This window comes from Sphingobacterium sp. UBA1897 (genome assembly GCF_002337775.1).
Taxonomy (GTDB): domain Bacteria; phylum Bacteroidota; class Bacteroidia; order Sphingobacteriales; family Sphingobacteriaceae; genus Sphingobacterium; species Sphingobacterium siyangense.
In genome coordinates this window covers 103,674-116,054 of sequence record NZ_DDGR01000027.1, presented here as the reverse complement: position 1 = coordinate 116,054, position 12,381 = coordinate 103,674, and the positions used below count along the sequence as shown (strand labels likewise).

13 protein-coding genes are annotated in these 12,381 nt (G+C 36.6%); 6 read left to right on the top strand and 7 right to left on the bottom strand.

Translation table 11 applies throughout. From position 1 onward, the window contains the following. Positions 1-3: 3 nt before the first annotated feature. The 3 genes from B4N43_RS18955 to B4N43_RS18945 form a co-directional block, all read right to left on the bottom strand. Positions 4-342, bottom strand: a complete 339-nt coding sequence (locus B4N43_RS18955) for a hypothetical protein (RefSeq protein ID WP_075991363.1) — start codon at positions 340-342, stop codon at positions 4-6. A gap of 118 nt (positions 343-460) precedes the next feature. Beyond that, positions 461-1,300: a helix-turn-helix domain-containing protein gene (locus B4N43_RS18950; protein ID WP_083663504.1), complete on the bottom strand. Its 840-nt coding sequence runs from the start codon at positions 1,298-1,300 to the stop codon at positions 461-463. A 74-nt stretch (positions 1,301-1,374) separates the two neighbouring features. Further along, complete coding sequence (locus tag B4N43_RS18945; protein WP_145327701.1) at positions 1,375-1,569, bottom strand: hypothetical protein; 195 nt, start codon at positions 1,567-1,569, stop codon at positions 1,375-1,377. 373 nt (positions 1,570-1,942) lie between these two features. Between B4N43_RS18945 and B4N43_RS18940 the strand changes: the two genes are divergently transcribed. Both B4N43_RS18940 and B4N43_RS18935 read left to right on the top strand, forming a co-directional pair. Continuing rightward, positions 1,943-2,704 carry a helix-turn-helix domain-containing protein gene (locus B4N43_RS18940; RefSeq protein ID WP_286735855.1) on the top strand — a complete coding sequence of 254 codons (762 nt, stop codon included), beginning with the start codon at positions 1,943-1,945 and terminating at the stop codon, positions 2,702-2,704. 30 nt (positions 2,705-2,734) lie between these two features. Then, a complete protein-coding gene (locus B4N43_RS18935) occupies positions 2,735-3,892 on the top strand; it encodes an FAD-dependent oxidoreductase (RefSeq protein ID WP_075994662.1) in 1,158 nt (385 codons plus the stop codon). Positions 3,893-4,230: 338 nt separating this feature from the next. Here B4N43_RS18935 and B4N43_RS18930 read toward each other — a convergent pair whose 3' ends face one another. From B4N43_RS18930 to B4N43_RS18920, 3 genes are all read right to left on the bottom strand, one after another. Further along, on the bottom strand, positions 4,231-5,085 hold the full coding sequence (locus tag B4N43_RS18930; protein WP_088160492.1) for a DUF2071 domain-containing protein: 855 nt from the start codon (positions 5,083-5,085) through the stop codon (positions 4,231-4,233). Between the two features lie 36 nt (positions 5,086-5,121). After that, entirely contained in the window at positions 5,122-6,018 is an 897-nt protein-coding gene (locus tag B4N43_RS18925; RefSeq protein ID WP_088160493.1) for an SIR2 family protein, read from the bottom strand. Between the two features lie 138 nt (positions 6,019-6,156). Further along, positions 6,157-8,388 (bottom strand): ATP-binding protein, encoded by a 2,232-nt coding sequence (locus tag B4N43_RS18920; protein ID WP_286735854.1) that lies wholly within the window; start codon positions 8,386-8,388, stop codon positions 6,157-6,159. A gap of 608 nt (positions 8,389-8,996) precedes the next feature. Between B4N43_RS18920 and B4N43_RS18915 the strand changes: the two genes are divergently transcribed. The 3 genes from B4N43_RS18915 to B4N43_RS18905 are packed head-to-tail and all read left to right on the top strand — an operon-like array spanning position 8,997 to position 10,327. Continuing rightward, positions 8,997-9,491 (top strand): N-acetylmuramoyl-L-alanine amidase, encoded by a 495-nt coding sequence (locus B4N43_RS18915; RefSeq protein ID WP_248933133.1) that lies wholly within the window; start codon positions 8,997-8,999, stop codon positions 9,489-9,491. Beyond that, on the top strand, positions 9,478-9,855 hold the full coding sequence (locus tag B4N43_RS18910; RefSeq protein WP_286735853.1) for a hypothetical protein: 378 nt from the start codon (positions 9,478-9,480) through the stop codon (positions 9,853-9,855). The genes B4N43_RS18915 and B4N43_RS18910 overlap by 14 nt, the downstream gene beginning before the upstream one ends. After that, positions 9,812-10,327: a hypothetical protein gene (locus tag B4N43_RS18905; RefSeq protein WP_286735852.1), complete on the top strand. Its 516-nt coding sequence runs from the start codon at positions 9,812-9,814 to the stop codon at positions 10,325-10,327. The genes B4N43_RS18910 and B4N43_RS18905 overlap by 44 nt, the downstream gene beginning before the upstream one ends. A 150-nt stretch (positions 10,328-10,477) precedes the next feature. On the opposite strand, the gene B4N43_RS18900 is transcribed toward B4N43_RS18905, so the two are convergent. Beyond that, the gene (locus B4N43_RS18900) at positions 10,478-11,050 is read right to left on the bottom strand and encodes a hypothetical protein (RefSeq protein WP_075991371.1); all 573 of its coding nucleotides are present in this window, start codon (positions 11,048-11,050) and stop codon (positions 10,478-10,480) included. 341 nt (positions 11,051-11,391) lie between these two features. Between B4N43_RS18900 and B4N43_RS18895 the strand changes: the two genes are divergently transcribed. Beyond that, positions 11,392-12,198 (top strand): LexA family transcriptional regulator, encoded by an 807-nt coding sequence (locus B4N43_RS18895; RefSeq protein WP_075991372.1) that lies wholly within the window; start codon positions 11,392-11,394, stop codon positions 12,196-12,198. Positions 12,199-12,381: the final 183 nt, after the last annotated feature.

Sequence of the window (12,381 nt, the reverse complement as noted above, 5' to 3'; positions counted from 1 at the left end):
AAGTCAAAAGATAAAAATAAGAATTGCAATCCAAACTAAGCAGGAAAAACTAAGAGAAGCTTTGATGTATGTCGCGATTCTCCATGGTGCTACCCAGCGTAGTCGAAGCGGGATAAAAAGTAGGATAAAACCCATTGATAAACTAACAGGTATAATCCAAAAGAAATCAATTGGTGCAATCCGACTGTGGGGAAGTAGCGTAACAACCAAAGCAGCAACTAGCGTCAAAGACAGGCCCAAATTTGAAATTATTTTTTCTTTCTCAGGACGGTCGTTACTGGAACCTTGGCCAAAGATGAAAAGAGTTGTGTCCATTACAAGGTTAATAAGCTCAGAAATCATTGATAATGGTGTTTTTATGTAAAAATAACAAGTTTTTGTTTCGCAAATGGACTTACTGTTTATTTTTAACGAAGAAGTATTGGAGCAAAATTTAGTTTATGCTAGGTATTGGCGAACCTCAGTCCGTTCTAAATTGCTTTGGATTCAGACCTGTATGTTGTTTGAAAAAATTGGAGAAGTAAGGAGAGTCGACGAAACCAAGTTTGAACGAAATTTCTTTGATAGATAGACCGGTTGCTTTTAACAATCGTTTTGCTTCCAAGATAGTTCGCTGCTGAATGAGCTGGCTTGGAGATACTTCGAGCTTTTGACGACAGATTTTAGTAAGGTGCGGGGTGGATATATTAAGTTCTTTCGCATAAAAAGATACCGACTTCTCATGCCGAAAATGGATATCAATTAACTCCTGTAACTTTAAGAGACGAGGATTGGATTCATTATTTTGTTCATTTTGGACTACCTTTTGTACCTCTTTGCTTAGTATCGATGCGATCACAGCTGTGCGAGAATAGATAATAGCAGGAACACAATTGTGGTCCTCAAGTTCTTTTCTTATCGCATTAAATTCATAATAAAGTAGAGCAAATGTTTCGTTGGAGAGTGAGATAACAGGATTACGTTGATAGTAAGCGAATGAAAAACGGAAATTGGGTGAAAATTTCTCGAAGTATTCTCTATCGACCATCAATTGGAAACCAGTTGTATTGGCTCCTAATTTCCAGCTATGAACTTGCTTCGGAAACAGGATATGGATTTGATGACGATCAATGTGATAATCTTTAAAATCAATCGTATGGACACCTTCTGCTTGGTCAAAAAGTACCAATAAAAAAAAGTGATGTTGATGTGGACGCGCTATATGATGTTCACCACGCAATTCCGAGTATAAATATCCTTGATTACCTGCAAGCTGGTCTTTTCTAAATTCTTGAATATCTATTGTCGGAAATAACTCCATCGAAATGATTTTGAACCTAAATATAGGTGTTTTATTTTAAACCATCTTCCAGTACCTGTTTGTTGGTGGTGAATTCACGATAGCCAAAGGTTCCATCCAGACTTATAACCAATTACAGCACCAAGTTCAATGCTTTTTGAGTAAGAGGTCTTTGGGAATACAGAAGAGCGGTATACATTGGCCGCAGCTAAAGGTTTTTCGAAGACGCGAAAGTGTAGACCATCCTTTGAATAGGCCAGATAATTCATATCTGAGGTTTGATTTCTCAAAATCGATTTTAAAAAATATTTTATATGTCGTAAATAGTTGGTTTTCTGATTTATAAATGTGTTTTTGACTTGTATTTATGAGGTGAAATCAGTCCTTGTACCCCTTGTTTAATCCATCAATTGCGAAAGATTTGAACGTGTAATTTCATTGACTTTAACAACGAATCGTTTTCAGTACGAAAGAACGTTTGCGTAGCGAAGTTATTCATTGTTTCATGATCTAGTGGCTTAGTAGGGGAAATAAGTTCGTTGGTGATAACGTCAAGACCTTATTGTTCAGGTTTTAGACAATAAGTAAACTTAAGATTTAATCGTTAATTTTATGTTGTTATATCAATTAGCATACTCAAAATACGAATGATAAGGACAATTGATGATGGAAGATGGCCTACAATATACAATAGTTAAACCTGATGAAGCGATCGCAAGTTTTGTGGATAGCTTTTGGTGTTTGCGTAATGAATCTGGCGTTATAAAGGAAACCATCGGTTTGCCAGATGGACGTGTTGATTTGTTTCTTTTCAAATCTTCTGTAGATAACTTTAGGATCGTTTTACTTGGTCTAGGAACAATGCCCCATGAAGAAGCGACTATTCCTATTGACGGACAGCTATTTTGTATCAGCTTTAAATTGCTTGGGGCGGAGTATATTTTAAAAGAAAGTATTGCCGGTATCATCAATACGGGTAAGTTTCTTGCGACTGATTTTTGGGGCTTTTGTGAATTGGATTTAGTTGATTTTGAGTTATTTGTTGTCAAATCTGTACAAATTATTAAGTCACTTCTTCCTTCTATGATTGATGAGCGAAAGCGTAAGTTATTTGAACTGATCTATCAGCGTAAGGGAGCGATTTCAGTTGCCGAACTCTCCGAACAGATTTTTTGGAACAGCAGGCAAATCAATCGTTATTTTAATCAGCAATTTGGACTTTCTTTGAAGTCGTACTGTAATATTTTACGTTTTAGGTCCTCATTGGATCACATTGCAAAAGGGAAACTTTTTCCAGAGGAACATTTTTTCGATCAGACCCATTTTATTAAAGAGATTAAGAAATTTTCGGGAGTAGTTCCCAAAGAGCTGTTAAAAAATAAAAACGACCGATTTATACTATTATCATCGCTTACATCTCAATAGTTTTGTTTTATGAATTTTAAAACAAATAAGATGTTAATACAAAATAAAAAAATAGCCATAATTGGCGGTGGAATTGGCGGCCTTACGTTAGCTCGATTATTACAGTTAAAGGGGGCTGATGTATCCGTTTATGAGCGGGATTTAAATCCTGAAGTTCGTGTACAGGGCTCTACTTTGGATCTTCATGAAGGGACGGGACTTGAAGCGATGAAACGCGCAGGATTAATGGAAGAGTTCTATAAATATCATCGACCGACTGCGAGTAAGCTGCGTATCGTTGATCAGGATCTCATCGTAAAATTTGATGACCATGATGAAGAGCAGTCAGTCGCCGAAAATCGACCGGAAATAGACCGAGCCCCTTTGCGAGATATCTTATTGAATGCCTTGGAACCGCATACCGTTGTTTGGGATAGTCAATTTGTTGCAATGGAAAGATATGGTGAAGGTTGGTTGTTGCATTTTAAATATGCAGTGGATGCATATGCCGATCTGGTGATCGCAGCAGATGGAGCAAATTCAAGAGTACGTCCTTACTTAAGTAATCTAACGCCTATATATTCGGGAATTACATTGGTTGAGGGAAATATCTATGATGCTGAAAAGAATGCTCCTCATCTTTTTAAATTGGCGAACGGTGGTAAAGTGATGGCTTTTGGATCGGAACAATTTATTGGATATGGTACAAAAGGTGACGGTTCAATGATGTTTGTTGCAAGTACAAAGATTCTAGAAGAAGATTATAATAAGGCTAGAATTGATTTTAAGGACAATAAGCAAGTATCGCAATGGCTTAAAGATCATTTCCCTGGATGGACCACGGTTTGGGATGAGTTTTTTGTGAATGACAATGTACAGTTTATACCCCGTCCCCAATATTATTTTGCTCTTGATCAACACTGGGAAACACAGACTAACCTTACAATGATCGGAGATGCAGCTCATCGTATGCCACCATTTGCTGGGGAGGGGGCGAATGTAGCAATGCAGGATGCCTTCGAGTTGGCTGAATGCCTGACAAATGGGAAACATGAATCTTTGCTGGAAGCATTATCTTATTTTGAAAAAGACATGATAAGAAGGGGGGCAGAAGCAACGCAGGATACATTGGAAAATAGTGATCGCATGCATTCGGCTACTGCTTTATCTGCTATGTTGGAATTTTTTAGCCATCCATCGGCGGATTAACAACCTTAAATCACCTTAAGCAGTATAGAGTAACAAAGGGAGTTTCCAGAAAAAGAATATTTATTTTTTCTGGAACTTCACAAGCAGTAAGCTACCGAAAATAAAATAAAGTATCAGAACTAATGTGCTGCCAAGTGCAAAACCATTGCTAAAAAGTTTATCTAACCCGTATTTGTGATGAAACAGACCGATTCCGACTATACATTGGCATAGTGCATAACAAATATTTGCTGTTGCCGTATAACCAAAAAGCCCTAAGAAGCGAACTTTTGTTATTCCAAAAATAAAATGGGGCATCGCGTTTGCGAGCAATACAGCTATACTAAAATCGATAAAGTTCATAATTTTATTGTTTTTTCGTGATTTATAAAAAATGAAACCGCCGGTATTTCGAAAGCAAAACACTTTTCATGCTGAACAATATCAGCTAATGTTTCGCTTCTAAAGAAATCAATTTTTAAAGGTCTTATGTCTTTTGGATCGAATTTTAACGCAATATTCGCCTGTCGGAATAGACCATTGTTCAGTGGAGTTAAGGCTTGGTCTTGAATAATTATTTTATTCAGGAGTTGATTGAAATCTTTCGACAGATGGAGAAATTGACTTGGAATATTCCACTGATCACAGGGTTGGCAAACAACCTCCAAGTCTGGTGCATTGCTTCTCCCGGGGATTATTTTGGTGTGAGTTTGAACGCCGATATGGTCATGTTGGAAAGCCAAAGGTTGATGTGTATACATCATGCTACTGAATAAACGACTACCGATGCAATAGATCTGGCTACTCATTACATTTGCGAGAAATAGGACTGTAGGCGCTTTAAATTGCTCTTGGGTTTGACTGATGTAAAGTCTCCAATTACTCTGTAGAGGTGACCCATATAAGGATTTTAAATGATATAGTTTTGCAGGGCCGAAATGGCCATGGCGGTAAGTTAGCACTGAAAATAAAACATGGTTACCGACAGGATCGAGGGTAATTCCTGGGGGGACGAATTGTTGAATTCTGGCGAGAGGCACCATCCAGTTTAAATAAACTACATGGCTAATTTCACTTTTCAATTTTATTGCTGAAAAGGGTTTGGTAAGTATAAACTTTGTTTTCCTCAAGAATAGACTATTCAGAAAGTTTTCAATGCTTAATGTAAATTTGTTTAGTTTGGCAGCGCGAAATTCTTTTTCTATTAATGACATGATAACAAGCTGAAAATCTATGAATTGCTGTATGGTTCAACTTAATATTTTGCTGGGTAGCTTATATCTATTTTTTATGCCTGCGAGGACTTTCTTGTAGTATTTAGTTTTATTGGTTTCGTCAATAATGACAATTTCAACATCGTTTGCTTGAAGTAATTGCATTTTATCTTTGGAGAGTGCATACCATTTTTTAGTTGTATAATAAAAGAGTTGATTTTCAATAAATGCGCTTCGTCTATAATACTTATTTCTGGCGCGATAGGTTAGCAGCCACCAAAGGTCTATTTCTACAAAATCAAGCGATAGACCTAGAATGTGGATATCCTGCGTGAAAAATAAATCAATCCAGGATTGGAGTTTAGTATCCTTTTTTCGGCTTAATCTTTTAATTAGTGCAGCCTTGTAGACCGTTTGCGAATTATAATTTGTCCCATTAACCACATAATCCCTCATTTTTTGCAATTGGCCACAGTAATGTTCATAACCTAGATTAATGGAAGATGGATTTAGGCAGTCACCGTGTATATGCCAATAGCTCGTGTTGCCGATTTGGTGTTTACGAAATACACTGTAGGTCGTTTCACGGATTAAGCCGGTATTTGCTGTGGCGATTTCTCCTTCTAAGCTGAATTCATAGTTAGTGGTGATTATGTTTTCGATCGAAAGATCCCGAATTAATTGGTGTATTTCGTTTTGATTGATTTGAGAGACGCAATCCGATATATAGGTTTTGAGTTCTCTTTCATTAATATGTTTTTCTCGAATTGCGTTAAGGAATATTTCCTCATACAACATAGGAAAAGGTTTTTGTCCATTTTCTAATGAGCTGACTTTATACTTTTCTTTGATGTTGTGTAGCAAATCACTCCAGCTTATTCCCGGTGAAATATTATTAATGTCGTTTCCGACTAATAAAGCAAACTTGTTCATTGTATTATAAATCAAGATTCACGCATGTAAAGTTAAATGACGATGTCGATCAATCGCATTTTTGGATGTAACATATAATCTATTGAATTTAGATTTCTCTCCTACGAATTTAATAAAAAATCGTAGGATTTATGTTAACTAGATTTGTGATGGTACTGTCGATGGTATTGTCTGCAGGGTTTGACTATTCGTAGGAAAATGAATGTGAAAAATGGTACCTTCATTCAATCTACTATCTACGGTGATTTTTGCATGTAGTCTTTCCACGATTCTTTTGACGATGGACAATCCAACTCCCGAACCGTCAAATTGGACCGCATTTGGTAGGCGATGGAAAATTTCGAAAATCCTTTCAGTATCTTCTGAAGAAATTCCAATACCATTGTCCCAGATTTTATAAACAACGATGTGTCCATGATCTTCACTATCAATACCAATCATAGGAGCTTCCTTGTTGCTGCTGTATTTTATGGCATTTCCTAAAAGGTTTAGAAACAATTGATAAATCAATGTTTTCTCACCATCAATAGGTAGTATTTTGCCTTTTTGAAAATGCAATTGATTAATATTATACCTGACTTTGCAGTCGTCGATAATGTTTTGAATAAAGCGCTCGGGATAGACAGGCTCATATTCAAAATTGTAACTTTTTGTACGGGCAAAATCAGCGGTTTTATCGAGCATATTGTTCATGAGCTGAATGGCTTCCATCATGTTTTTACCAGCTTTTCCTAGAAACTCCTGGCTCAGTCCAGGTCGATCACGAATCATTTGGGCTGTCATTTGTAAGGCTGCTAAAGGATTTTTTAGATCGTGACTCAGTGTATAACTAAAGGTTTCAAGGACATTGTTGATCTCTATCAATTTCTCATTGAGTGCTTGAATCTCTGTTATTTTTTTTAAGCAGGCCTCTTGAATAATGATGCTTAAGTTTTTTAAAAAATTGGTTTCTCGTTCTTTCCATTTAGGTGCGGTGCCACTGACAGTCTTTTTCCAGGCCTCGAACGATGTGCGTGGGGAGGGGAAGTTTATGGGCTTGCTAGGGTCGTAAATAAGTTCTTTTTTAGGTTGCCCTGCCCAAATTTCTTCAATTTTCAATTCCTCTCTAAAAAAGTAAATCTTAAAATCCAGCTTGCTCTCCAAGTCTATTTTTGCGATGCCAGGAAAATGAAAAGGCGTTTGGTTACCTTCCTGGGGCCCTGTAAAATCAGATTGCCAGAATAACTCGCTGTAATTATTGTTAATCAGATTGTTATCTACTTGTTGAATTGTATCCTGGTTGGGCGTTTTGCCTACAAGATGCCATTTATAACGGCTTTTGAAGGCAATGCCATCTGCCTTTAAAATGTTCATTAAACTTGAACCTAAACTTCCGATTACATTGTAGAGGTCGTGTTTTGTGAAAAGACGCTGTCTGATCTCAAATTCTATACTTTTTGTTTTTAGCTTAAAGTTGTTATCTGCAATTTGTTTATTTGCCAGAAAGTTGTTTACGGCATATTGGACAATAAATACGGAGAGATGTCTTTGTGCCAAATCAATGGTTTTTGGTGTTCTATTTTGACAGGCGACTAGTCCCCATAATTTGCCGTTAACAATAATCGAGAAACTCCCGCTCGCACGGACATGTGCATTGCGAAGGTATTGCAGGTGAATGGTTGACATGGCACGTATTCCTGTCATTGATAAGTCGAGTTGCTCGGGTTGAACACCAAGGATTGGGATCGGTATAGCATCTGTATCAGGGGTGACACGCGCAAAGATCTTCGTGTAAAGCAAACGTGCTTGTTGCGGAATGTCAAATTCGGGATAACGATAGCCCAATAAAGGGTCTAGTCCTCCAACAACATGTTCGGCTATGATTTTTCCGTCGCCGTTTTTCGAAAATTTATAGATCATGACACGGTCGTATCCTGTTACTGTATAGATATTTTCGGCTAATGCTTTCCAGATATCCCTACTTGCGTTTATATGTTGGGCATAGTGGTAGATATTCTTGAATTGATGCGATTGTGATTGATGCCTTTCTATCTCGATATAGATCTTATCGTCAAAAGGATAAATACTCAGGTAATGTGCCGTACCATTCAAATGGACATCTGAGACATATCTGTGTTTGAAAATTTCTACTTTATCCTGTAAGATCTGATCTAAATCGATCGGATGAGACAAATTAAGATCACTGATAAATTTTGAAAGGAGAAGCCCCTGATATATACTATGTGCAGGAAATCCTGTTTTTTCGTAATTTTCGCTCCAACCAATACAGTGATGGGATTTGTCAAATACAATAAGACAACCATAATTTTGTACATAACCACAGCGATGAATGGGTTCTTGATCGCAATTTAAAAAATGAGGGTCGTCCATACCAGCTAACTTACAAAAAAAAGATGTATTCTCACCATAATCTGCATAGAAGCAATATAGTGTAAATTGAAACCTCTGTAAAAAATGATTATGTCATTACGATGGGCGGATCAGTCAGATATGTTGTTTTTATTCGTCAAAAAAGGCTAGGCGAACCAACTTCCTAGCCTTCACGGTATAACTCATCCTATGCTATAACAAACAAACAACAAAGCAGTACAGGAAATGTTTGATGCCTCGTCAATGATGTGAGATCTGTTGTGATATGACTTGACAATGATATCACGGTCTTGGTAACATGTTCCCTCATAAATTTCAGTAATATTTTGTTGTGTTATTGTTTGCTTTTGAGGGTGATATGAAGAGTTGGTCCTGTTAAAATCACTTTTGGTGAACGCGTACACCGAAGAAAATTTTGTGTAATATTCGGTATCTGTAACCTACCGCTTACATCCAGCTAATAGTCCGTTCTGCGACAGAGGATCACACTTAACTTTGTATAAAAATAGAAGCTAAATGACGATTGATAAAATGTGTTTCCCTTTTTTAATACACAATGGCAATTTTTTTAGCATAGAAAAAGGTTAAGTCATAAAAAAAGTTCGGATATGGAAATTAAAGAAAACAAATTGATCGGTGTTTCTTATAGAGATACACCAAACAAAGGTGGAATTATTAAACCCGTTTATATTATTATGCACTACGATGGTGCATCCAATGCAACGAGTGCAATTGATTGGATGACTGATTCCCGGAGCAAGGTCTCTGCCCATCTTCATATCAGCCGTGTTGGTGTTATAACGCAATTGGCCCATTTTAATATTAAATGTTGGCATGCGGGCCTTAGTACTTGGGCCGGTCAAAGAGATTTGAATAATTGTAGCATTGGAATTGAATTGCAAAATAAGGGTACGGAGAGCTACACCGAAAAACAGATCAATGTTGCGATAGCTGTGTGTAAAACAATTGTCCGTACTTATTCAATTCGGGAGATTTTGGGGCATTCGGATATTGCGCCTGGAAGAAAGGAGGATCCAGGGATACAGTTTCCCTGGGAAAAATTTAAACCGTTAACAAAAGGAAGTTATAATGGAATTACTTGAGATTTTGGAGAAATTGATTATCCCTGTAGTGACAGCTGTAGGGGGGTATTTTGTTGGAAGGCCCAAGCAGCAAGCTGAAGTGGAGGCAACAAATGTTGAGAATGCCGGAAAGGTAATTGAAAAATGGGAAGGATATGCCAATAGATTAGAGAAAGATATTGAGCAATTACGGACGATCATCGAAGATCTTAATGAAGGGTTACGTTTGGCAAATGACGAACGTACGTCTTGCGCTAAGACCTTAGCGGATTTGCAAGTGAAATATGATGATCTCATGAAACTTCATAATAGGTTACAGATTGAATTAAAGCGCGTTAAAAATGAAGAATACACTACAGATAATCGCACTGCTGCTACTGGTTAGCAGCTGCGGTTTGTTTAGAAAGGTTGAGAAAACCAAGGGATCACAAGAGTTTGGTGTCAAAGAGAAAAATACCAATTATGCTACTATAGCACAGAACACGGAACATATACAAATTGTTCGATCAGATAAAGAGGTTTTGGTAACAGATGAATATGTGATGCAAATTGAAGGTGAAGGGATCCAGATTATGCAGGATGGTGCTGTTCAGCTACGTAAGGGAAAAGTCTATACTAAAAAGGAGCATTATTCTGAAAAGCTGCAGCTTGAGAGTGGGTTCGATACCAATTGGAAAGCTCAGAAGGTAGAAAGTCGTCAACAAATTGAAACGAAAATGGAGCTACGCAAAGCACAATCAAAAGAGGTTTCAAAACCAGCGGTGTCAAGCCTTCTTTATTTTTTAATGGGTTGCGGTGTATTGGTCGGTTTTATTATTTGGTGGATAAAGAAACGTAAGTTTGTTGAGTCTTGGTAGTTTCCGATTAAAAAATGTTACTATTATTTTTAATGAAATTCAGATAAGAAGCACAAAATAGTCCTTGAGTATTTAAAATTCAAGGACTATATTTTTGGAACCGGGCAGAATTGCCGAATTAGCAGAGCAGGTGTGATTGTACAAATAATACTAAACCCCATCGAAATGCCTGTCAATAAGGTAATAATTGGCAATCTGTTTAATTTCCTTTTTGAAATCACGATAGAGGTCAAATTGATTACAAGCACAGATGATAGATTTCTGTAATGTGTCATTATTTATTTTTAAATAAGGGCCAAGTTCCTTATATATGCTACTTTTTACTTTTGTTTTCAGATTATCTAATTTTTCCGGCTGAAAAATACGTAGAACAACGGCGATAGCTTTGTAACGATGCTGAATATCCTTATAATTGATATATTCACCCATAATCTGTTGAGAAGGTATACCCACAAATTGACAATAGCAGTCAATTACTTGACTGATTTTGGAAAGGTCAGATTCATATATCTTATCGATGGATTTTAGTATTTCAGGATGATTTTCTTTCAAGAAACTCATGATGAATGAATAATATAGTGAGTTCATACCTTGTGAGCTATTTTTGTCGGTTATTGTACTGCTTTCTTCTTTTTTTAAATTACTGTTGTGTTTTTGTCGTTGATGATAATCTACTGCGTAAACAATGTGCTGTCTAGGATGTTGTGTCATGAGCTGTTCCATTTTCTTTTTATCTTTAAGTATGAACTGATTCTAGTCTCGCTAATTGCAAATCCAGTGAATAGCTAATTTACTTACTACCCTGTCCGTCTATTCTATGAATTTAATATAGTCTATTGATGTTAAACAAAGTTAAACAAATTTGTTAATCAAACAAGTTTATTCGAAGCTTATTTTTACTTTTTATATGGAAATATAAACTTATTTGTTTAACTATAATTTATTGGTAATTAGGTTTTTATTGTTTTATTTTGATTGTCTGTTTGTTTAGGTTTAATAAGTTGTGTAACTTAGTGTCAGATTGTTATATATTTGTGTAACATTTGTTAAATACCCGATCGACTATGGAAACTTATCCAAATAATAACTTTGAAGTTTTACGCTTGGAGATGCGTGTTACTAACCGTGAATTCGCGTCTTTATTGGGGGTACGCGAACAGGTGTACTCGCGTATTAAAAAAGGAGAGTATCCTATTGGACTTACGATGAAAACACGTATTCAAGCGGCTTTTCCTCAGGTTCAGTATGACTGGTTGGTGTATGGAAAAGGTGAAAGAGTGGAGATAACTCCTTTAATGCACCCCGACACGATAGCAATGCTTAGTATTGGTAACGGTAAGTCAATAGGGTATTTTTCGGAGGACGTCAAGTTTATTGACGAAAATAAGAATAATATATTTTTTGAAGTTTCCCCAGGACGATATTTGATGCAGACAAAACTTGTGACAGAGAAAGCTAAAGCGGGGTATTTGTCAGGCTTTTCTGATGCTGAATATATGGACGATTTACCGGCACATTTTATTACGGTCAATGAGTTCCATAAAGGTGCCTATCGTTCTTTTGAAGTTAGTGGTGATAGTATGACCGATGGAACCGATGCAAGTGTATTGGACGGCGATATTGTGACGGGACGTTTAATTAAAAGGGAGTTATGGCAATCAAAATTTCATACCCACAAATATCGTTATTGGGTTGTTGTACATAAATATGAAGGAGTTATTATCAAAGAAATTGCTCATCATGATGTCAATAACGGAATTCTTACCCTTCGTTCGCTAAATACTGATAAAACAAGATACCCGGATTTTGAAGTAAGTTTAGATGATGTTGACCAAATTTTTAATGTTGTAGATATTAGCCGTTCGCTTTAGGAACAGCCTAACTCAGAATATGATCGTTTTGATGGTTCGTCTTTTCATATCAACGTTTATAGGTGGACCTTTTTGTTTAGGCTATAGGTGCGATAAATTAATCCAATCCCCCCGCTATTAAATTGAAAGTTCTCCGTATCAAGTCTTTACGTTTTTGCTAAAAAATATAGAAATAAAAACTAA